Source organism: Marivirga salinae, from assembly GCF_030503855.1.
Lineage (GTDB): Bacteria > Bacteroidota > Bacteroidia > Cytophagales > Cyclobacteriaceae > Marivirga > Marivirga salinarum.
Map to the genome: position 1 here is coordinate 1896230 of NZ_CP129971.1, position 23382 is coordinate 1919611.

Genomic DNA, 23382 nt, shown 5'->3' on the forward strand with positions numbered 1-23382 from the left:
GATACATGGACATGCAAAATGATAAAATAGTAGTCGGATTAGACATAGGAACCACCAAAATATGCGTGATAGTGGGCCATAAAAATGATTATGGCAAACTGGATGTTTTGGGTATGGGCAAAGCCGTATCTGATGGCGTAGTTAAAGGCAAGGTCATCAATATTGAAAAAACCATTTTGGCTATTAAAAAGGCTGTAGAAGAAGCTGAAGATATTTCCGGTATCGACATTAAAGTGGTTAATGTAGGCATAGCTGGCCACCACATCAGAAGCTCTATCCAAAGAGGTAGTATTACTCGTGAAGATAGGGAAGAAGAAATTACTGTAGAGGATGTTAATCGTTTGACCAATGATATGCACCGCATGGTAATTCCTGCGGGGAATCAGATTATCCATGTGATGCCGCAAGTTTATACAGTGGATTACGATGATGGAATCAAAGATCCTGTGGGTATGACGGGCATTCGATTGGAAGCTGATTTTCATGTAATCACTGCTGATATTAATTCTATCAACAATATTCAGAAATGCGTAAAAAGAGCAGGCTTGGATATTGAAAATATGATATTGGAGCCACTGGCATCCAGCTTAGCAGTTTTATCTGATGATGAAAAGGAAGCTGGTGTTTGCTTGGTTGATATAGGGGGTGGCACAACTGATATTGCCATATTCCATGAAAACATCATTCGTCATACTGGGGTAATTCCATTTGGAGGTAACATCATTACTTCAGATATAAAAGAAGGCTGTATGGTAATGCAACAGCAGGCCGAATTACTGAAAACTAAATTCGGAAGAGCAATTTCCACTGAAGCCAGTGAAAATGAAATTGTTTCTATTCCTGGATTAAGAAATAGAGCACCTAAGGAAATTTCCATCAAGAATCTGGCTCATATAGTAGAAGCAAGAATGGAAGAAATCGTTGATTTGGTGCATGCTGAAATATTAGCATCCGGTTATGAAGGTCGTTTGGCAGGCGGAATTGTAATCACTGGTGGTGGTTCGCAAATGCATAGTGCCAGGCAATTAGTTGAATTTTTAACCGGAATGGATGCCAGAATTGGTTATCCTAACGAACATTTAGGGAGAACAAAAATAGAGGCTGTGAAAAGCCCGATGTATGCCACATCTGTAGGATTAGTATTGGCAGGTTATCGTTCCATTGACGAACGAGAAAACAGGTACCTTGAAGCTAAGTTGAATAATCAGAATATGTTTATCAACCATAAACAAAAAGGAGTGAAAGGTGCAAAGAAAGAAGGAGACTTCTTTTCAAAGATTATCAATAAAACCAAAAGTTTTTTGATAGATGATTTTGATGAAAAAGATGATTACTAATATCGAAAGAACTTAAAACACGGATATTATGACTGAAGGAGCTTATAAATTCGAAATTCCAAAACACCACAAATCTATCATAAAGGTGATAGGTGTTGGTGGGGGTGGCAGTAATGCTGTTAATCACATGTTTAACCAAGGCATCAGGGATGTTGAGTTTGTGGTCTGTAATACAGATTCCCAAGCATTAAAAACAAGTCCTGTGCCTAATAAATTACAAATTGGAACAACGCTAACAAGCGGATTGGGAGCCGGTGCTAATCCTGAAAAAGGGAAAGATGCGGCACTTGAAAGCAAGGAAGAAATCCGTGAATTGTTAGGCAATGATACCAAAATGGTATTCGTTACGGCCGGAATGGGCGGAGGTACTGGTACTGGTGCTGCGCCTGTTATTGCACGAATAGCCAAAGAAATGGATATCCTGACTGTTGGGATTGTCACTTCGCCTTTTAGTTTTGAAGGAAAGAAGAAGGTAAGACAAGCAGAGGAAGGCATTCGACAGTTAAAGGAGAATTGTGATACTGTTTTGATTATACTCAACGATAAATTAAGAGAGATACACGGTAACCTTACCATTGGAAATGCATTTGCGAAAGCGGATAACGTATTAACTACTGGTGCTAAAGGTATTGCAGAAATTATCACAGTTCCAGGTCAAGTAAACGTGGATTTTGAAGATGTTAAGACGGTAATGAAAAATGCCGGTGCTGCTGTAATGGGTTCTGCTAGAACTGAAGGGGATGGCAGAGCCTTAAGAGCAGCTGAAGAAGCATTATCTTCTCCATTATTGAATAATACTGATATTTTAGGAGCGCAAAAGATTTTATTGTCCATTATTTCAGGTGATAAGGCTGAATTGCAAATGGATGAGCTGACTGAAATCACGGATTATATTCAAGAGAGAGCCGGAGATGAAGCTGAAGTAATTTTTGGACATGGAATGGATCAGTCTTTAGGAGAAGGATTGTCTGTAACAGTCATTGCTACAGGTTTTGATCAAGGAGGCTACAAGGAAAATGCTATTCCGCATCAAGAAGCCAGAAAGGTATATGATTTAGACTCTAATAAGCAGATTACGCTCTTCGGTAATGAGAAAGAGGAAGAAAAGTCTAAGCCAGAACCAAGAAATGAGCCTAGTCCATTTACTTTTGAAAAGCGAAATACTCAAGAATCTCGTCCCCCTGCAGATGAGGAAAGAGGTTATTCTTTTGGATTCCCTTCTAAAAAGCAGGAAGAGCCAGAATATGTAGAGGAAGAGAATGATTTTGCTGATGATTTTACTGATAGCTTGTCTAATGAGTATGATATAGTAGATAAGTCAGAAAGTCAGGATGATGTAGATAAAAAAGAGGCAGAGCGCCAAGAAATGTTGAGAAAGCGTTCTGTTGAGAGGATTGAAAAATTGAAAAACTTAAATGGTGGACATACCAATACTCCTGAAGCGTATAAACAAATGGAGGTACCGGCTTATAAACGTAAGCAGGTAAAATTAAGAGATGTGCCACATTCTTCTGAGAAAAATATCTCAAGATTCAATTTGAATGATGATAATCAGATATTGGGCAATAATAAGTTCTTGCACGATAACGTAGATTAAATTATTCACAAATCCTTTTAAGTCATAATAAACAGGTGTTACAGGCAGCTTCGTAAGGAGCTGCTTTTTTTGTTTGCCTTGGATGCAGACATATCCGATGGGTTGAAAGAAACCCAAGTTGCCTAGCCAGAGGGAAGACAATGCAAAGCCAAGGGCGTTGTTGGCAACGACAGGGTGTGTAGCAAGTCAGGGGAACATAACGAAAGTGAACCGACCTTGGCAGACAGTCTGGGCAACCTTGCAAAAAGTGGGAACGCCCGAAATCTGGACAAGATTGTATGCTATAACGGATGTGTTTCCAGACAGGATAGTTTGCTTAATGAGGGAAGCCTTTACCCTGCAAAATAATGCTAGCCGGTGACAAGTTTGACGACAAGGAACTGGCGAACAGGTGAAGGTGGCAGATGAAACCGTAGTAGTGAATAATTCCCTGCCAAAGAAAGTCTGGTAACGGACGGGAGGAGAAAACAGGGAAGACTTTATGCGAAGAGCGTGCAACTTGTCATAAAGGGGTATTCATATTCAAAAGAATGGATGTTGTGCGAAGGGGCAAAGTTAAACCGAAGACTTGGAGCTAAACCGAACGTATCAACCTGAGTTCGACATTAATTTGGAAATTCAGATTTTTCACCCAGAGGGTGACCAGCCTATGGCTTGCATCCATTCAATAGACAAGGCGTCTTTTTGAAGATATAGCGAGCTATATCGAAGAAAGACAACGCAGTATATTGGATTATATGGGAAAGTTTTTCTGATTCCGCTTGTAAACAGCGATTTTCTTCCTAAAAATTTCTTACAATAGCCCGCTATTGCTTCAAAATTTTTAGTTGAAACTCACTATTTACAAACGGTCTGAATCCTAAATTAATAATCGAATTCAGGTTATCAGGTAAAAGCAAAGATAATTTCTGCTGGAATGCGGGATTGTATTTTACGGAAAGGGGTGACGAGCCTACATTCTGTGGAAACCGTGCGAGTGTTCAGTAACCGTGGTTAAATACTGCTGACAGATTGACTTTGGATAGCTTGTCTTTGAGCTAGAAACATCAGCGGGACACGGAGAAAGAAGAACCTGCCCAATCACTGAAAGTAGAGTTGCCAAAACTGCAGAAAACGTTTCAATGCACATGCTAAGGATTTTGCATCAATACTATGAGATGGTATTGAATAAGGCTTAACAGGAGCCGTGTACGATGGTCTGTAAGCACGGTTCTGTGAGAGGGCTTGAGATAGGAAGTTTTATTTTCCTATCTTTACCCTACTCTATTATGCAAATTCGTACCAATTATTAATGGAACTCAAGTCGCTATGTAATTACCTAACGGTACGTTAGTATAAATGTGTGCGTTTAACATTTTGAAATACGACTATTTCAAAATACTTTTGTATGCTAAAATTTTAAATCCTAATTGATGCCTTTTAAGGTTACTTTTCATCTTTTCAATAATAAAAAACATGCCTAGTAAGTATATTTACCTAATCTTAATATTTTTAGTCAGTTTATCCTGTACAGATGAACCAGAAACAGAAGCCCTCGAAGTAAGATCATTATCCTATACCAATAATAGCACTACCATAAAAGTAGGTGAAGGCTTTGCCAGTGATGCTCCTGAAGTGGATGGAAGTGGCACTTTAACCTTTTCAATTGCAGATGTTTCTGTCAGCAACTTTGAAGGTATCACAATAGAGGACTCTACAGGAGTTATCACTGTGGCTGAAGGTAATACGCTTGAAGGAGGTATTAACTACGTTATTGCTGTGGCAGTTTCTAATGATGATGTTACTGAAGTCTTTGAAAGTGCCTTTACGATAGAAATGGTTGCCTTAGACCTGCCAAGAAACCTGATTTATTCAGTAGACTCAATTGCCGTTCCTTTGGCAACGAATTCAAGTAGTGTAGCACCAACTTTAGATGGCTTATCACCATTTAGCTTCACTATAGAAAATGAGGCAGAAGTGCCGGGGTTTTTAAGTATCAACGAAGAAACTGGAGTGATCAACGTCAATGGTGAAACTTCAGAAGTTGGTACGTATAAAATTAATCTATTAGTGGCTAATGAGGATGGCGCAACTAGTTTTGAAGCAGCTTATACCGTAAAAATATTGGCCCCAGAGGCCATAGCTGGCTTCTCCTTTAGTATTAATCAGAATAACGCTTATACAATTGACTTTACAAATACTTCACAAAATGCGGTTTCTTATACGTGGGATTTTGGAGATGGTAGTACATCAAATGAAGAAAATCCAAGCCACACTTATAATGATGACGGAGAATATGAGGTAGTATTAACGGCCACCAATAGTGATGGCTTTGACAGCCAGTATGCAGAAACAATTTGTGTAGCTGACTTAGCTGGTATGTATAATGTTGTTGGATCATCACCAGATGCTGGTGTAAGTAATCTTGAATATACAGCTGAAATAGTTAAAATTGCTCCTGGTGAGTATTATTTCTTGCCTACTAGTGCTTATGCGGTGTCATTAGGTTATTCTGGTGCTTTTGCTGTTCCAACTATCTTTACTGATGTTTGTGGTGAATTAGAAATTCCTGCTCAAAACCTAGGTGGTGATTTGGATGGCTTCCAACAATTCTCAAATGATGTAGCTGGAGAAGGATCGATTGATCCTGAGACTGGTGTCATTACATTTGAGTATATTATTAGTGGGTTAGGGTCTCAAATAGATGTATTTACTCCAGTTGAATAATTTTTTAAAGGAAATAATTAAATGTTTATATTTTAGGATTGCTTCTGATATTCTTTGGAAGTAGTTCCTAAGATGAAGATTTCACAGGTTGTGGTACATTAATCTCTGTGTCCGGTGTTTCAGCTTTAGTTAATGTGTCTGATGTTGCTTCTGCATATAATGAGAGCAGTGAAGATACTATGGGGGTTACACTTACACTAAGTGAATTTCAGTCTAGTGCAGATGCTGTTTTGATGCATCTTAAATAGGTGGCGAAGCTACTATAGGTGATGGTTATATTTTTATAAATTAATATGGATTAGGTCTTGCTAAAAAGGTTATACCTGCTACATCTGATATACAATCTCTTACTTGGAATATAGTGATCTTTGATGATTGCGTTGGTGAGAATGCCGAAACGATTGAATTATATTTCGGTGATGAAAGATCTGCTAATGTAAATATTGAACCAACTACAACGAGTTTCTCTATTGTTAATTTTAGAAGTGATTTGGCAGTTGCTTCCACGGCATGGGGAGATGATTTAGATGGAAATCCTATTGCAGTTGAAGCTCCAGATGATTAATCTATTGATATTGCAGATATTAATATGGATTGGGAATTGTATGACACAGACTTCAATTTAATTAACTATTCTTGGTTTTGATAATCCAGAAGAAATGATTATTGCTAACTTTGGTAGATGGAGACTATTATCTAGTTCCCATTCAGTATGCATCTGTGGATATAGACCCTCTTGATCCTGTAAGATATCCTTTATTGTTTGACTTCACAAGATGTGGTTCAACTTTAAATGCTAGCCCAGTAATTAATGGCTTTACTACAGCAGGTTTCGATAATGGTGATGAGACTTATTCCCAAGCAATTGTTGATTATACTGTTACTGAAGAAGGAGATAATGTTACTATAAATGATGGTGTTTCAGATATTGCTTCAGGTAAAATGGAGCAATTACAAACTATAATTTCTCAACGAGATAGAAAGTAATATTATTTAATAAATAGAAAAGCAGGGTCGTAAGGCTCTGCTTTTTTGTTTGCCTTGGATGCAGACATATCCAATGGGTTGAATGAAACCCAAGTTGCCTAACCAGAGGGAAGACAATGCAAAGCCAAGGGCGTTGATGGCAACGACAGTTTTATTTTCCTATCTTTACCCTACTCGATTTCTGGTGACCACAAATAAAATATGACAGCCAAAGGCTGTTTTGTGTTAACCACAAAGATTACACTGAGAATTTCACAAAGGACTCAAAGGGATAGGCCATAACTTATATTTTTACCAAAAGAACTCGAAATACACAAGTAAGATCAGTAGTAAATTTTTTGCCACAGCGAAAAAGCTTTTGTTTTCCCTGCCTGCTTCAGACAGCTTTTGCTTCTTTTGTGGTTAATTTTTCCATAGTCGGTGTTCCACCGACCATCTTTTTGCTTGGGTTTAACTATTTGTATTTTACTTCATAAATCTGCGGTTTCCTATTAAAATCATATTTTCCTCAAAATCCATCCCCCAATTTTGTGAAAACGGAAATGTTTGCACTAAATTCGTCCATCAATTTTTAAGAAGATAAAACATGACTTTAAAAGATATAGCTTCAGTTACAGGAAAAGGCGGTTTGTTTCAGGTAGTAAAACCTTCAAGAACAGGCGTTATTTTAGAATCCTTAGATGAGAAAAAGCAAAAGCTTGTAGCTCACGCACACGATAGAGTATCCATATTGGATGAAATATCCATTTATACCACTGATGCAGAAGGGAATGTTCCTTTACAGAAGATTTTTAATACTATGCATGAAGAATTTGGTGACGATTTAGGAATAGATGCTAAATCTTCAAAAGAAGAGATTATGGCTTTCTTAAAGCACGTACTACCTAATTACGATGAAAATCAGGTTTATCCTTCTGATGTAAAGAAATTAGTGAGCTGGTATAATACTTTATTAAAAGAGGCACCTGAGGTATTGACTGCTAAAGGCGAAGAAAAGAAAGATGAAGAAAAAGAGTAATTTGATTTAGTAGAAATAAGATTTTATGCCTTCCAAGTTTTCAAAACTTGGAAGGTTTTTTATTTCATTCAAGCTTAGGCGAAAACCATTTCATTCAATTTTCTAACCTCCTTCCAATCCAAAGTTACACCTTTTGATAGCCTCTCATAATGGCTTCTAAAGTAATTAATGCAAATATTCTGAAAATCATCGGGGCTAATACTTGAGGCATAAACTGGTCTGAAACAAGGACTCTGAAAGCGTTCTTTCTTACTTAATTTTTCTCCTTTTAAGCGCAGAATAGGAGCTGTATCTGTAAAATGTTCTGCTTCCCATGTTTTACCGCTTTCTTCAATTTCATTCAATTGATCACATAGCTTTTCCATGCTGATTCTTGGGAAATGCTGGCGAGTGGTATTGATCCAAGTGGTGTATTTATATTCTAATTCATATCGGTTATCCGAATAAATACTCATGACCATATCAGCAGATTGACTTTTGCTATAAAGGGCATAATAATGCAATGGTTCATTGGCATATACAATTTGCATCCTGATATCATCAATTGTTTCCTGGTTATCAATTTTTTCAAGATGGTTCAAGACTAAATTGAATTCTTCTGTATAAGGAACTTCAGCAATAGGTAAATCCACCACTTTGCTGAAAGCATCTAAAAAGTGAATGTATTTAGGGACACAGGCTTCCATTTCCTTTTCTGCTATTTCAGGAGCACCAAAAGGAGGGTAGAATAATTCAGCTTCTTCTTTATTCAGCCAACAGACTAGTTTTAAGGCTTTTTTCCATTCAGAATATTCAAAATTAATCTCTCTGAAATCTCCAATCTGAGCCATTTCAGTCAATAAATCATAATGCTTTAATGCTTCCTTTGGATTGAAAACAGCCCATACACCCAAAAATCCATCAATATCATAATGGTTATTGGTGACATATTTTTTATCCAGTTTTGGTAGATTGTTTTGAATTGCTTTTAAAACAATTTCAGTGCTGGTATCTGCTTCACAATTCTTGGGAACTGGCGCTCCTCGCCAATGCGATAAATCAAATCCCTGAGGATGATGGGCATCGACTACCAAAACTTCATCAGGATATTTTTTGATGTCGTAGAAGGGGATGAAAGTTTTATCAGTCATAATTGGCTTTTTGAAATTGAAAGTAGCTTTTCCAAAGTTCTAAACTTTGGAAAAGCTATCTATTAATAATTATCAGGTAGTTCTTCTTAAAATCTTAGATTTAAACCTAATAAATAATTTGCGCCTGCTTGAGGATATAAATAATTCTCTCTTACTTCATATGATCCGGCATTGTAGCCGAATGTATAACCGTTTGAAGAATACATTTCGTTAAATATATTATTCACCATCAATTTCAGCTCTGCAGTTTTTAAGAATGGTAAGCCAAATTTGTAGCTTCCTACGAAATCACTTACAAAATATGGATCTAAGGCTCTATTATCATTAGAGGTATTATCCAAATATTGTTTCCCTACATATTTTCCTAGTAGCGTAAATTTCAATCCTCTCACTGGCTGATAATTGATTTCTCCGGCAGCTATGATGTTTGGAGAGAATGAAATATCTGTATCGCTATATTCATTTTCAATCACATTATATTCATCCCAGTTTTCGCCATAATCATAAATTACCTCTGTAAAGTTGGCTATTTTATTTTGGCTGAAAGTGGCATTACCACCTATTGATAATTGTTGAGTTAATTGATAAGCACCAATCAATTCTATTCCCCTTCTATAGCTATTTTCCACATTAGTTCTAATGCTTGACCCGACATCGTTCAATTCCCCCGTAAGGACTAATTGATTAGTGTAATCCATATAATAGAAAATGGCCTCCGCACTGAAATTGCTTCCTTGTTTTTTATAACCAAATTCATAATCATATAAAGTTTCTGGCTGCGGTGTTACATCTTGAGGCGCATCAACAAAATCATTTCTTACCGGTTCTCTATTAGCTACAGCAACAGAAGCATATAATTGACTGTTATTAGGTAAACTGTAAGTTAAACCTGCTTTAGGATTAAAGAAAAAGTATTCACCACCTGTGTCAATAGTAGTTAAGTCATTGTCAATCCCTTGAGTAACATAATTGATATTTCTGATTTGCATATCAGCAAACATATTCAATTTCTCATTGAGTTGATAATTAGCTTTTAGGAAGGTGTTAAAATCATATTTTCTTCCATAGTTATCGTAGTAACGCTCTCTAATTTTAGATTCACCAGCAAATCTTGCCCAGATGATTTCACCAAAATGATCTCCGTCATACTCATTATAAGCTCCTCCTAAAGTAACATCCCAATCACCTTCTTGATAATTCAAACTATAGGTCAAGCCATAAAAATGGTTGTCTAGCCATCTTCTTCTAACCAAATCAGTAGAGGAAATAGTGCTGTCTCCAATCACAACATCATTTAATTGATAATCAGCGAAATCATCATCATTTCTGTATTGCTCATAATAACCTCTACCATAAGTATAGTGGAGAGCTGCGTTGGCTTGTATGTTATCAGTAAATTGATGTGACAAGTGGAGTTGATAGTGATCTTGCTGATAATTATCAGTCTCATTATCATATAAATAGTAATTGAATGTCCTGCCAGAATTCAGAAGATTTTCAGCTTGATCTTCTGTATAACCATTATTTAGGATTACTTCCTGCATACCTTCTTCATTATTTTCTAAACGAGCTTCCGGTGTGCCCCACCAGCTTTGATAAGTTTTTTCTTTTCCGCCAAAAGCCAAAGCTTTCACGATAGTTTTGTCACCGTAATAAGCACCGGAAAGGAAGTAAGATTGCATATCAGAAGTTGCTCGGTCTATATATCCATCCGAATGAATGGAAGAAAGGCGTCCTTCAAAAGACCAGCCACTATTGGTAATTCCCGAATTGAAAATCACATTATGCTTCCTTGTGTTGAAAGAGCCATAAGAATTATTTACTTCTCCAAAAGCATCTTGAGATGGAGTAGAAGTTTGCATATTTACCGATGCACCAAAAGCAGCAGCCCCGTTAGTTGAAGTTCCTACCCCTCTTTGGATTTGGATATTATCCACGGAGCTAGCTAAGTCCGGCATATTCACCCAGAAAGTTCCATGAGATTCCGAATCGTTGATTGGAATTCCATTTATTGTGACATTAATTCTAGTTCCATCACTACCTCTGATTCTCATTCCAGTATAACCAACCCCTGCTCCAGCATCTGAAGTGGTCACCATTGAAGGTGTGTAATTCAACAGCATAGGCATATCCTGTCCTAGATTTTGCCTTTCCAGCTCTGCCTTCTTAATATTGGTAAAGGTAGTAGGTGTATTTTCATCTGCTCTTGTAGCTGAAACCATTACCTCATCCGTAATCTGAATATCTCTTTCTAATTCAAAATTAAGGGTCAAATCCTGATTTTCGAGTTGTACTGTTTTAACAGCTTGCTTAAAGCCGATATAAGAAACCTTGATTTCATATTTACCGGCATTAACATTATTGATGCGGTAATTTCCATCAATATCAGTGGCACTTCCTTTTTGAAGGGATTCTATCACTACACTTGCACCCACTAAAGGCGAGTTGTCTTCTTGGGAAACTACTTTCCCACTAATGCTGCTTTGAGCCATTAAATGCATACTCATAACCACAGCCAAAGCAGTTAATAACCACTTTTTTGTAAATTGTAACATTGTTTAAATTGTTTGTTAGTGAAACTCATGGAGGCGGGGTAATTACCTCCTTTCATTTTCCTTAACCAAAATCCCTGCGACCGCATTATCGGCATCAGGTTCATTGGGTATGATCTCAGCCCGTTGTATTAAGGCACCCCAGCGTAGATACGCTTTATCTTTACAATAGATTTACAAGAACAATTGTTCCTGAAATCTTATTTTTATTCATTTTATGTAATTGATTTATAATATTTAATTTCACAGAAATTTATTATTTGGCACTGAATCCCGATTGCTATCGGGACAAGTTTCTCTCATGTAATTGCCTAATAGGCTCTATTTAAATTCAAAATTCCTACGCTCGCATTACCGAGTTCAGGTTCAGGGTATATTCTCAGCCCGTTATATTAAGGCACCCCTTATTGATGCTGCAAGTATAAGAGGGAAATTCTGAGGAAACAAATTTTATTTCAGCATTTTGGTTTTTCTTTACCTTTGTACGCTTGATTTTAGGTTAATGATTTTTAATATATTAATTTTGAAATTGGGTTTAAAATATCTTATTCTAATTTTCAATTTTAAGCATAGTTTTTAATGAAAAAATTCTACTCTCCCCTCAAATCTCTATTATCTTTATTTTTTATTTTATTTGCTTTAAACGTTCATGCTGCTGACTATTTTTGGATAGGGGGTAGTGGTGATATTAATGATTTAAATCACTGGGCAACAACTAGTGGCGGATCAACTCTGCATACAAATCTGCCCGGTGAAGATGATGATTTATTTTTTGATGCTAATTCATTTTCTGCAGATGGTCAAACTGTTACATTTAATGTAAATATAGGTGTACGGGATTTTAATGCTAGTAATGTCAGTAATGCCATAATTTTCACTGGAAGTGGGGATTTTAATATATATGGCTCACTATACATTGGGGTTAGTGTAGAATTAGACCTTGACTCCAATCGTTTAAGCTTTTACAGTAATGAGGATGGGGAGGAAATAGAAATTGCACAAGGCAATATGGATATTGATGACCCTAAATCAAATAATATTAGTTTTTTAGGTTCTGGTAGCTATACCTTCCTAAGCAATTTTTCTGCAGCGAATGTTTTTCACTATTCAGGGACTATAATATTTGGTGCCAATGAATTTGATTTTGGCTATTTTAATTCCATAAATAATGTAGCCAAACATATTGACATTACTAATGCTATTATCAATTTATCTCATTGGAGTATTGCCTCTTACGATGTGATTACATTGGAGTCGGCAAATTCGACCATAAATGTAAGCAGAGACTTTAAAGGGAATAATTTAGATTATTTCGATGTAAATATTTTAATGCCCGATTTTTTTAATACAGTTAGCATAGAGGACGATAACTCCTTTGATAATTTAACAGTAGCAGCAGGTATTGAAGTTGAATTTCAAGCAGAAAGTCAACAAACTATCACAAATGCCTTGACTGTTAATGGAACCGCATCAGAGGTGGTAGAATTTGTTAGCTCTACTGAGGGTAGTACTGCAACCATTATTGGGTCTGGAATAAATGTTTCAGGAGATTATTTAAATATTACTGATGTCGATTTCACAGGTTCAGGCACTTTTAGTTTAGAAAATTCCCTTGTTTTAGACGATTCCCAGGGTTGGGAAATCAACTCAGTACCAACACCAACTGGGAATGGACAATTTTATTTCTCAAAGATTTATAGTGACAGTATATATTTAGGCTTGACTGCGGGCGGTGGGCAGGAACGAATAGTTTTTATTCGTGAAGGTACTTACCCAGATGTAACTGTAGCAGATGATACTGAATATACAGCCAATACTACATTTGGACAGGGTCAATTAGTTGGCACTGATACTTATGTAATATATCAAGGTAACGATAAGCAAGTAAAAATCGATGGCTTGCAACCGAATACTGAATATTATTTTTCCAGAATGGAAGTGAACTCCACGCCTGACAATTCAAGTGTTAAATATCAAAGTACTTCTACCAGTTTTGCAAAAATTATGACAACTCTGGAAAGCGGAAATATATACATGCATAATGGAGAAGTCAGTGTAAATACCGGAGATAGTTTTTATGATGAAGGTGGAAATGGTTCTTATTTTCCTAATAAAGAACAAGTTCTAACCTTAAATTCAGCAGAAGCTGGAAAATCTGTGAAATTGACTTTTAATGAATTGGAAGTTCGATCTTATGAAAAGCTTAGGATTTTTGATGGTGCAGATACTACAGCAACACTTTTAGAATCTTATTCTGGTGATACCCATAGTTTACCTTTAAGTGTTTCTTCATCAGGGGAGTCTTTAACAGTTAAATTTGAAAGTGCTGATTTTGAGACAAGTAGTTTTAGTTCTAAGGGTTGGCAGGCTGATGTGGATATTACATTGCCTGCTCCAACACAAATGGCTTCTGAATTGACAGTTGAAAATATATCTGATTCAACAATTCGAATCAAATTTTATTTGGGTAATGGTGATGATAGAATGATTTTAATTCAAAAAGGAACTAGTCCTATCACTTTTACACCAACTGATAATCAATCTTATGCGGATGATTTTGAAATCGGCACTGTAAGAAATATTAGAGCAAATAATATTTCTAGTTTCGGTTCAGGTTGGTATGTTACGATGGATAAACTTGATTTTGCCTCTGAGTATACAGTTAAAATCATAGAATATAATGAGAGTAATGGAGAGATTACTTATGCTGAGGAAAGTTATGAAACAGTAGTAGACAATATAATAGAGGCTCCTTCAGATGATTTTTCAAAATATGACTTAGATTTTTATTCATATGATCAGCCTTTTGTAAAAATCGAAAAAATAAGACTGAGTGGTCCTCGAGTTGACCCTTCTTCAGATTTTCGAAATGAAAAAGAAGCAAATTATTTTTTTCTAATAAGTGAACAACCCATATCTGAAAGTTTATTGAGAGAGACACTTAAAGATAATACTCGATTTCAAGCAAATGAACAATTTGGATTAGGTACTGAAATTGCAGAGGGAGTTTTCGTTGTTACTAAAAGAGATAATACTTTTTACGATACAGAAATTTCTGGACTTAAACCCTCAACAGATTACTATTTTGCAACTATGCTTTTCAGAGAAAACCGAGTGGGTTTAACTTATGGTTGGAACACATTAAGGTTTAATAAATTTACTACAAGACCGGAAAACTCCATCTTTTTAAATGATACTGTGGATTATATCGACTCTGTTAAGTTTTTATATGACCCTACTGGTTTTGCAGGTACTATTTGGAATTATGAGGATATAACACAAACATTCTACCCAGAACAAAGTACAGATAAGTTATCTTATCAAAATTTAGGAATTGATAGTCGAGTTGGAGGGAATACCATTTTTGATTTAAGAGTTTTTGATGGCACTGATTCTCTAGCACCATTACTAATTGATTATGAAGAGTTAACAGTTGACGGTATAAACTCTGATTCAGTAATTCAAGCTACGAATAGCCAAGGGGCATTAACATTTGTGTATAAAAAATTATGGTCAGGATATACGCATAAAGGATTTTATGGGAGATTATTTCCAGTTCAAGCAGGTGAACAAGAACCAACTCAAAGTGTTTCAAATTTTGAAGCGACTACTACGAAAGAAGGAACGGCAGATATTAATTTTGTTCGTGGTAATGGGGATAGAGTTGTAGCCACCATAGTAAACAGATATGAGGAGTCCCCAAGCTATATAGATGGATTGGATTACCAATTCAATAAAACCCTTAAAGACTTTTTTACTAATGGAAGTCAAGTGGTTTACAATGGTGCAGGCAATAATTTTTCCATAAATAATTTAGTGCCAGGAAAGTCCTATGACATATATTTTGCCGAAGCTAATGGGGAGGGGAAGAATATTGCTTATGCACAGGCAAAAAAGTACACTTTTAATGTGCCTGAAAACAGACCCACGATCGCAGCTAAAAACTTAGATTTTCTGTTAATTAATGATTCTACGGTAAACTTAAGCTGGGAAAATGGAAATGGTGAAGAAAGAATCGTTTTAATTACTTTAAATAGAGCTTTATTTAATACATATCAATCTATTGACGGTAGAGATTTACCGTCTGTGAATGGTGGTTTGATTGAAGATTTTTATCGTGTTAATGTAGATAATGGATACAGCAATAGTACTTTATATTTGGCCTATTCAGGCACAGGTAATTCCGTAAATGTATCCTCTAAATACTTGGTTCGTCAGCTCTATAATACCGAGGCCTTAAAATTTTATGTACTTGAGTATTATGGGGATGAGAATGCTAAAAATTATTTAAGTTCTGAGCACAAGACATTTTCTTTTATACCAAAAATTGGCACAAATAAACTTGACGGAAGTTATTTTACTATTTCAGAAATAGATGCAGTATCTTTTAAATTATCTTATGAAACAGAGGCATATTACTATCCTTATGAGTCAGTTGTGGTTGTCTCAGAAAAGGGAGTGGCAGACAATACCATACCATTTGAGAGTGGACTTCTTCCAAATGGCTTCACTGAAATAAAAAATGGATTAGTAGGAACATTTGAGAACAAAAAAGTCTATTTCTTTGATAGACCTAGTAATAACTATATAAAAGGGTTGAAGCCTAATACTGACTACACAGTAACTATATATAATGCCAGATTCACTAAGCTAGCTTCAACTATCACGAATGATCAGATTTATCAACGTGATGTTGCTACAAGTAATACTAGCACTTATTATTGGGTAAATGGATCTGGAAATTGGGTAGATTTATCCCATTGGGCAACAAGTTCTGGAGGTAAAACTAAACACAGTACTTTGCCTGATAATAGTAGTGAGGTCATTTTCGATGAAAATTCGGTTTCTTCAGCAACAAAGGACTCTGTTGTTATTTCTACTGAAGAAATGGCTTTATTCAGTTTTGATGCCAAAAGTTTGCCAAACAAATTGAGTTTTGTTTATGAAGATATTTCTAGTAGTATCGATCAAGTTAATATTGCTTCATCCTTTGAACTCAATGATAGTCTCAATTTCTTTGCTGATAACTTAACATTAAGACAGGCGTTAGAGGGAAATAAATTTAGGTCTAATATTGCTTCTACAATTCTTTCTATCGAAATAATGCCAAGTAAGAATCATTTAAATATTAAGAATGTTTTTAGTTTGATGGAATTAAAAATTACCAATGCTAATGTTTCATTTGAACCTCAAAGTTCTATTAGTGTAGAAGATATTAGCTTTAATAATTCCATTATACATAATATGCCAAGATGGGAAGGAGTTAATTCGATTAGTAGTGATATCAAATTACCCTATGTCGAAACTGGGAATAGAGATTACTTTAATACCTATTCAAATGTGGATATCGATTCTCTCTTTTTAAATATACATAAGGTGTATTTAAAGAATCAATCTACGTTGCAGGTAGAGGAGATAATTAATAATTCTCAAAAAACAGTTTTACTCACTTCATTAGATGGTATTGCTAATATAAAAACTAACTCAGATTCGCTTATTGTAGATAATTTTTACATCAAAAATAATTTTGCTTTAGGTAGTGCTGTGTATTATGCTAAAAACTCGGCTTTACTAGAAAACACTAAGGGTTGGATAAATGATAATGATTCATTTCCAGATGTAGAAGCAGAAGCAGAAGCAATCATCATAACTGGCCTCAAAACTGAGATTAGTTTAAAGCTTTATAATTATTTATCCTTTGGAGGTTTGTATATAAGTTTACGTGAGGCAAATAAACCTCATAAAGGACCAGGGGAATTAGAAAATCTCAATGCTAATTCAGTCTATTCAGAAGCTTCAGGTGAAGAACAATTATTGTATCTAAATACTAATTTCAAATTTGATTTTAATAGACCTCTTTTAAATATATCAAATTTAAGTCCTGATACTGAATATATTCTGTCATTCTACTCATGTTACAAATCAGGAGATCAAGTTATTTTTTCTGAAGATCGCAGAGAGAAGAAGTTTAAAACACTCAAGAAAGACGATATTTTAATGTTCAGAGAAGGCGGAGATGTTATTGTTGATGGACGCAAAAATCTTTATGGTGTAAACGGATTTGAAACAGGTGAATTCCCGTTTGAAAGAAGTGAGGTTACATTGTATCCAAATAGCAATTCTAAAAAGATTGCATTGACAGCTTTACAAATCCGGGATATTGAAACTGACATGGATGTTTCCATTTTTGATGGTATTGATACTTCAGCAAATAAGATTTTGGATTCAAGATTAAGTGCTCGTGGTGAGAATTTGGAAAGTATTTTTCAAGATAATTACCCAAAAGCCTCCAATGCTGAAGGTGCATTAACAGTAGTATTGGAAGGTTATACCAGTGCCAGTTCATATAGTAAAGGTCCTAAATTTATAGTTTATGAATCTAATGGAGTTGTGGCTAATGAACCAACAGTTCAGGCCAGTAATGTTGAAATTTCTGATAAGAATCAAAACACAGCTACTATTACGTGGACTAAGGGTGATGGAAATAGAACTTTAGTTTCTATTTTTGAAGGATATTCATCTTTTGGAAGTTCTATTTTTAATGATGGGATAAAGTGGAATGCTAATAATATATTTCGTTTAGGTGATAGGGTTGGAGATCGATATACGCAATATATTGTGTATACAGGTGAGGGTGATTCCATAACCATTGATTCTTTAAAAGCAGATACTAGGTATGGTGTTATGGCTTTAACTTATAATGTCTCTGAAACTGAAGATCCAAATTATATGAATTCTGATGTGGTTACAAAATCATTTTACACAACACCAAATGCACCTGTTCAATTACCGCAAAACTTTTCAATTTTTGATCGGGAACCTATTTCAACAAATTTTACTTTTCAGGATTCGGTGGCGACTGGAGCATTGATATTGATTAAGGAAAATGAAGCAGTTGATTTAAGTTTGGCTACAGATAGCATTAAGAATCAGAATACTTCAGGATATGTAGTTGATTTTACTGAATTAGATAGTCTTGAAGATGGAGCCAGAATATACTTCAATGATAATTATTCTGACATGAATTATTATTTGGAAGGGTTAAAGGAATCAACTGAATATCACTATGCTATTTTTAATTATCGAGAGAATTCTGTAGCTAGAGTAGTAAATGAAAATGCCTTAACAGGTAGCTTCAAAACACAAGATGCGAGTTATAAAATAAATGGTTTCAATTTACCAAATAATTCCTTGCAGGGTGAAGAGATTTGCATGGGTGCAAATATAAAAATCTATTACAACTACACTGGAACTAATGAAGGTGATAATTCAGCTATTCCAATCATTTCAAATTCTTTAGGTATGAGTGATAGTACACTTTTGGATGTAATAAGTGAGGAGGATGGTTTAATGATAGTGAGTCTACCTGAGGATTTGGATTCAGGCATGCACTATTTCTCTATGATTCCTGAGCTGGGAAGTGATTTTAAAATATACATAGACTCACTAAATATTCAACCGATTCAAGAAATTGAAATCACTAGAAATAATAATAAATTAGTGGTTAATGACTCGGTAGACCTAAGGTGGTATAGAAATGACGCCTTGATTTCACAAGAGAATGATTCCATTTTGCAGCTAACTAGTGAAGGAACTTACTATGCATCAAAAACCGCAGCCAACTGCGAATATTTCTCAAATGAAATCTATGTGAAAGCTAAAGTTACCTTTACCGAGGATTCTGTCCAAAGTTGTATTGATGAATTAGTTGAAATTGAATTTGAAAATACGCTAGGCAACTTAAGTGATTCATTTAATTATTATGCTTTGCTTTTAGATAATTCAGGAAATGAACAAAATTTAGAATTGGAGTCGATAGATTTAAATAATAATTTATTCAGTTTATCATTACCGAAGAATTTGCCAACTGATTATTACTCAATCATACTGAAAGCAGAAGGTGATAGTATAGAATCAGATACCACCACGCTTTATATTGAAAATATGGAGCCAGCAATCATTACCTTAACAGAAAGTGGGTTGAGTTCCAATTATGAAGAAGGTAATCAATGGTTCTTTAATGGCGAACCTATTAATGGCGCTACTTCCCAATCCATTTCAATAGATAGGTCTGGGGTCTACTCAGTTGAAGTATCCACAGAATTTTGTAGTGTGAAATCAGAAGGCATAACGCTTACTTCAAACCGCAGAGGATTATCAGCTGTTGGGTTTAGAGCTTACCCTAATCCAATCCGAAATGACTTAAACCTTAAATACACTGGGGATGAGTACCTTGGGTTGAGTAGTGTGGTGATCACCGATTTGACAGGAAAAGCAATTTATAATGGATTACATGACTTCCAAAATGAGAAAAAGTTAGAAATTCCATTAAGTGAAATAAATGCTGGGGTTTACTTTATAACAGTAGAAACTAACAGCTATAGAGCGCAGCAAAAATTAATTAAAAAATAAATAAAGGAGATAAGGAGAGTAGTAATACAATGCTCTCCTTATTTCAATTTCTCAATCACCTCAATTGCTTTTTTTAACCTACCTTCTTCTCCTGAAATTATAGAATATTCAACGCCATATTCTTCCAACTCCCTTTGATAGCGTTCATAAAGCTCTTCTCTTATATTTGGATTTTCCCTTAAAGGGTCTGCTTCCCAAGGAAGATCAGGAGCACATAACAAATAATAGTCGTATGGATTTTCAGCTAATTTCCCCAAAATAAATGGATGACATTGTCCATATTTCACTTCATACCACACTTTCATCATGATCAAATCTGTATCACAGAATAAAAAGTGTTGAGCATTTTTAGCTTGCGTTTTTTCAGCTCCAAGCATGCCTTTACTAATTTTCAGTAGATCAGATTTCTCATACTGACTGCCATTTTCTTCTAGATATTGTCGTCCGTATTCAGGCACATATAGCTCCTGAAAGTAATTCGCTAATCCTTTTGTTAAGGTACTTTTACCAGTACTTTCAGGTCCTATTATTGCAATTTTAATCATGCGTATTTGGTATGGTAAAGTTTGCGCCAGTTGAAATAACCTACTGCTGCTATAATTACATAAGCCGCCATTAAGAGAGATGTTAAAAATAATTCTCTTTGGAAATAAATGTAAACCGCTACGGCATCAATAACGATCCAGTAGAGCCAATTTTCTAATACTTTTCGTGTTACCAATAAGGTGGTCAATACACTAAAAATGGTTGTGAAAGAATCTAAATAGGGGAGTTGTGCATCTGTGTTTTCTACCAAAAAGTAAGCAAGTCCAAAAGTGAAAAGGATCCCTGAAATGATAAATATAACATGCTCTTTTAATTTCATTTTAGAGATAGGTAACTCCTTTTCTTTTCTATTGGGATTTCTCCAATGCCACCAACCATATACTGTTGTGCCTAAATAATAGAAGTTTAATCCCATTTCTGCGTAAAGCTGAACTTGATAGCAAATAACTAAATAAATACTTACGCTTACCAAACTAGCATACCAGCACCAGATCATCTCTTTGGCTGCAAAATAGATATATAAGATGCCAAAAAATACACCTAATCCTTCGAGCCATCCCATATTGAGGAGGCCATAATACAATTCATTTAAAATTTCCATTTGCTATATCATTGATTCCTACGCCTGCATTATCAGGATCAGGTCCAGGGTATGTTCTCAGCCCGTTATTATGAGGCACCCCTTAATTGATGGCACAAGTTAGGAGAATATATACAAAAAGAAAAAAGGTTTAGATTACTCTTTTATGCGTTTTTTTAAATTTAACAGGTCTTTATTTTTTCGCATACTGAGGTTTTACATTTTATCTACTAAAACAACTGCAGTTAATATGGAATCAAATGAAAATACAGCATCTAATAGAATGATTTGAAATATTACGGAAGAAAAGCTGTTTGCTTTGGATTTAGATTTTACATCAATTTCTTCTACTTCTAATTTATGGTGGATTTCAATTGTACTTTTATAAATTAAAAATAGTCCGCCTGGCATTAGGAAGATATCTCGATATGTGAGTTCAAAACCAGATATTTTGTGGTGAGTGGTTGAGTAAGACCAATTAACCATGATACTGCAAATAATAAGGCAATTCTCATGACAAAAGCTAAAGTCAATCCTAATGTTCTTGCTTTACCTTGTTGATTTGTGAGATGTTGATTACATCAAATTGATAGGATATTATATTACCTATACTTAAAACTACGTCCATCAAGGTAAGAGATAATAAACTGATTAATCCATTAGCAGTTAGTAATACTTCCAGAAGGTTGAAAAATTAGTTTTTAAAACTTGAAGTTAATTTAATTCTTCTTTAGCTAAAGGGATTTTAACTTCAAATGTACTCCCTACTTTCGGTTCACTTTGTACTGATACGTCACCTTTCAAACGTTCAATTGCTCTTTTTAAAACAAATAGACCTAAACCTGTTCCTGATCCCTCTTCACTGGCTCTGTAAAACATTCCAAATATCTTATTTATATGTTCAGGTTCAATTCCATGCCCATTATCTATTACCTTTAATATGACATGATCTTTTCGCTTAAAAATTACTACATCTACCTTAGGCTGATTTTTATTAATATCAATATATTTAATACTGTTTTCAATCAAATTCTGTAAAATAGTATTAATAATATACCACTCAGATTTAAAATATAAATTGCTCTCTATATCGATGGTAAAACTTATCTTGGAGTAGTTAGGAAGATACGCATAAGCTGAAATACAATTGTCTACAATCTCATAAAAATTGATTGGAGTAAGCTTAATATCTCTATAATTCAATTCTGTGATGTTGATGAGCTCCATTACAATCATATTCAATCTTCTGATTTGATGATCATACATTTTAAAGAAATGTCTTGCATCAGGATCTTTGATATCTTTATCAACTAATTCACTTAAACCCAAAAGAGATGCAATGGGTCCTTTCAAATCATGGGAAACTCTATAGAAAAATGAATCTAATTCGGTATTTTTCTTTTCTATTATTGAGGCTTTTTCTTGCTCTATTTCGGCATCTTTCTCTAAATCTTCCATATGGGAAATCACCTCATAGCCATCTACTAAATTTTTGATGTATTTATTATTTTCCTCTTCCTTCAGTTTTACGTATTCCTCTAAATGAAAAAGTGCTTTTGAAGTGTTGACAGGCTTAAAACATTGAAAAAGAAGGTTATGACACTTAAATAAACTGATTTTTAGATTACTTTTTTCAGCTATTTTTACTGCTTCTTCTAATAAGTCGATAGCCTCCTTAATCTTTCCTTGCTTGAAATAAACTCCTCCTAATTTCTCCATACTCTCTACCATACCCGCTTCTATATTGTGTTGGTTAAATAGAGATAAAGCAATCATAAAATGATAGCCGGCTTTATCAAGCTTTCCGGCTTTGGATTTAATTTTCCCAGCCAGATAATAAGCACTTGCAAGCTTCTCTTCCTGCTGGAGTTCTTCTTTTACTTTAATACATTTTTCTATTAATTGTGAAGCTTTGGAAACTTTATTAGATTTTAAATTAATACTTGCTAGGCTTAAATAGATATCGCTGATTAAGTTGATGTTTTGATGTTCCTCAGCCTCTGCAAGTGCTTCTTCATAAGCTAGAAATGCATTTTTGAAATCATGAAAACCTTCATATAAATTCCCTAAAAGGCATAGAGATTTTATGTGAAATTCATGATTTTTAATTTTAGCATATAAATGAAGTGCATAAGTTAAGTAAGGTAAAGCTTCACTGTACTTTTCTTGTTCTTTTAATAGTAATCCAATGTTATAGCAAGCATCACCTTTCCCTTTATCGTAATTGATTTTATTGGATATTAATTGCGCTCTTTCTGCCAATGATCTAGCTGTAGTAAACTCTTTATTTCTTCTTTGTAGTGAAGAAAGTTGGTTTAAAGCATTTGCATGAATGGCATTCTTTTCTTTTATTTTTTGAGATTTAAAAAGCGCTTTTTCAGTTAAGCTTATAGCATTTGGTACACTCTCTTTTGATATTTGATGAGCCTCAGCCAGCAAATCCTCTATCTCCCCAATAAGGTTATCAGCTATCTTCAAGTTTATAATTAATTCAATGGTTCCATTTCAAATATACAA

At 34.9% G+C, this 23382-nt stretch carries 13 protein-coding genes and 3 riboswitches; of the genes, 7 read left to right on the forward strand and 6 right to left on the reverse strand.

The genetic code is table 11. The features are described from left to right. The first annotated feature begins 11 nt into the window (after nt 1-11). From ftsA to QYS49_RS08105, 6 genes are all read left to right on the forward strand, one after another. Nucleotides 12-1337, forward strand: a complete 1326-nt coding sequence (gene ftsA, locus QYS49_RS08080) for a cell division protein FtsA (protein WP_308351266.1) — start codon at nt 12-14, stop codon at nt 1335-1337. A 28-nt stretch (nt 1338-1365) separates the two neighbouring features. After that, nucleotides 1366-2934 (forward strand): cell division protein FtsZ, encoded by a 1569-nt coding sequence (gene ftsZ / locus QYS49_RS08085; RefSeq protein WP_308351268.1) that lies wholly within the window; start codon nt 1366-1368, stop codon nt 2932-2934. Between the two features lie 1455 nt (nt 2935-4389). Further along, a complete protein-coding gene (locus QYS49_RS08090) occupies nt 4390-5640 on the forward strand; it encodes a PKD domain-containing protein (RefSeq protein WP_308351270.1) in 1251 nt (416 codons plus the stop codon). A 361-nt stretch (nt 5641-6001) separates the two neighbouring features. After that, nucleotides 6002-6205 carry a hypothetical protein gene (locus tag QYS49_RS08095; protein ID WP_308351271.1) on the forward strand — a complete coding sequence of 68 codons (204 nt, stop codon included), beginning with the start codon at nt 6002-6004 and terminating at the stop codon, nt 6203-6205. Between the two features lie 101 nt (nt 6206-6306). Continuing rightward, nucleotides 6307-6627: a hypothetical protein gene (locus tag QYS49_RS08100; RefSeq protein ID WP_308351273.1), complete on the forward strand. Its 321-nt coding sequence runs from the start codon at nt 6307-6309 to the stop codon at nt 6625-6627. Between the two features lie 586 nt (nt 6628-7213). Then, on the forward strand, nt 7214-7645 hold the full coding sequence (locus tag QYS49_RS08105) for a DUF5606 family protein (RefSeq protein ID WP_308351274.1): 432 nt from the start codon (nt 7214-7216) through the stop codon (nt 7643-7645). Nucleotides 7646-7719: 74 nt separating this feature from the next. Here the strand turns inward: QYS49_RS08105 and QYS49_RS08110 are convergent, their stop codons facing one another. Together QYS49_RS08110 and QYS49_RS08115 are read right to left on the reverse strand one after the other, a co-directional pair. Further along, entirely contained in the window at nt 7720-8775 is a 1056-nt protein-coding gene (locus tag QYS49_RS08110) for a DUF6687 family protein (protein WP_308351275.1), read from the reverse strand. An 86-nt stretch (nt 8776-8861) separates the two neighbouring features. Then, nucleotides 8862-11330: a TonB-dependent receptor gene (locus QYS49_RS08115; protein WP_308351276.1), complete on the reverse strand. Its 2469-nt coding sequence runs from the start codon at nt 11328-11330 to the stop codon at nt 8862-8864. Nucleotides 11331-11384: 54 nt separating this feature from the next. After that, nucleotides 11385-11481: riboswitch (TPP riboswitch) on the reverse strand. 166 nt (nt 11482-11647) lie between these two features. After that, a riboswitch (TPP riboswitch) is annotated at nt 11648-11742 on the reverse strand. A gap of 164 nt (nt 11743-11906) precedes the next feature. Between QYS49_RS08115 and QYS49_RS08120 the strand changes: the two genes are divergently transcribed. Beyond that, complete coding sequence (locus QYS49_RS08120; protein WP_308351277.1) at nt 11907-19739, forward strand: T9SS type A sorting domain-containing protein; 7833 nt, start codon at nt 11907-11909, stop codon at nt 19737-19739. A 38-nt stretch (nt 19740-19777) separates the two neighbouring features. Here QYS49_RS08120 and QYS49_RS08125 read toward each other — a convergent pair whose 3' ends face one another. From QYS49_RS08125 to QYS49_RS08140, 4 genes are all read right to left on the reverse strand, one after another. Then, the gene (locus tag QYS49_RS08125; RefSeq protein ID WP_308351278.1) at nt 19778-20284 is read right to left on the reverse strand and encodes an AAA family ATPase; all 507 of its coding nucleotides are present in this window, start codon (nt 20282-20284) and stop codon (nt 19778-19780) included. Next, nucleotides 20281-20886 (reverse strand): nicotinamide riboside transporter PnuC, encoded by a 606-nt coding sequence (gene pnuC, locus QYS49_RS08130; RefSeq protein ID WP_308351279.1) that lies wholly within the window; start codon nt 20884-20886, stop codon nt 20281-20283. Before pnuC ends, QYS49_RS08125 begins: the two co-directional genes overlap by 4 nt. Then, nucleotides 20884-20979, reverse strand: a riboswitch (TPP riboswitch). It overlaps the preceding gene by 3 nt. A gap of 102 nt (nt 20980-21081) precedes the next feature. Further along, nucleotides 21082-21351 carry a TerC family protein gene (locus QYS49_RS08135; protein WP_308351281.1) on the reverse strand — a complete coding sequence of 90 codons (270 nt, stop codon included), beginning with the start codon at nt 21349-21351 and terminating at the stop codon, nt 21082-21084. Between the two features lie 228 nt (nt 21352-21579). Beyond that, entirely contained in the window at nt 21580-23343 is a 1764-nt protein-coding gene (locus tag QYS49_RS08140) for a tetratricopeptide repeat-containing sensor histidine kinase (protein ID WP_308351282.1), read from the reverse strand. Nucleotides 23344-23382: the final 39 nt, after the last annotated feature.

Coding starts and splice junctions, on each gene's coding strand:
- ftsA (WP_308351266.1), top strand. CDS start 12: ATGCAAAATGATAAAATAGTAGTCGGATTAGACATAGGAACCACCAAA.
- ftsZ (WP_308351268.1), top strand. CDS start 1,366: ATGACTGAAGGAGCTTATAAATTCGAAATTCCAAAACACCACAAATCT.
- QYS49_RS08090 (WP_308351270.1), top strand. CDS start 4,390: ATGCCTAGTAAGTATATTTACCTAATCTTAATATTTTTAGTCAGTTTA.
- QYS49_RS08105 (WP_308351274.1), top strand. CDS start 7,214: ATGACTTTAAAAGATATAGCTTCAGTTACAGGAAAAGGCGGTTTGTTT.
- QYS49_RS08110 (WP_308351275.1), bottom strand. CDS start 8,775: ATGACTGATAAAACTTTCATCCCCTTCTACGACATCAAAAAATATCCT.
- QYS49_RS08115 (WP_308351276.1), bottom strand. CDS start 11,330: ATGTTACAATTTACAAAAAAGTGGTTATTAACTGCTTTGGCTGTGGTT.
- QYS49_RS08120 (WP_308351277.1), top strand. CDS start 11,907: ATGAAAAAATTCTACTCTCCCCTCAAATCTCTATTATCTTTATTTTTT.
- QYS49_RS08125 (WP_308351278.1), bottom strand. CDS start 20,284: ATGATTAAAATTGCAATAATAGGACCTGAAAGTACTGGTAAAAGTACC.
- pnuC (WP_308351279.1), bottom strand. CDS start 20,886: ATGGAAATTTTAAATGAATTGTATTATGGCCTCCTCAATATGGGATGG.
- QYS49_RS08135 (WP_308351281.1), bottom strand. CDS start 21,351: ATGGTTAATTGGTCTTACTCAACCACTCACCACAAAATATCTGGTTTT.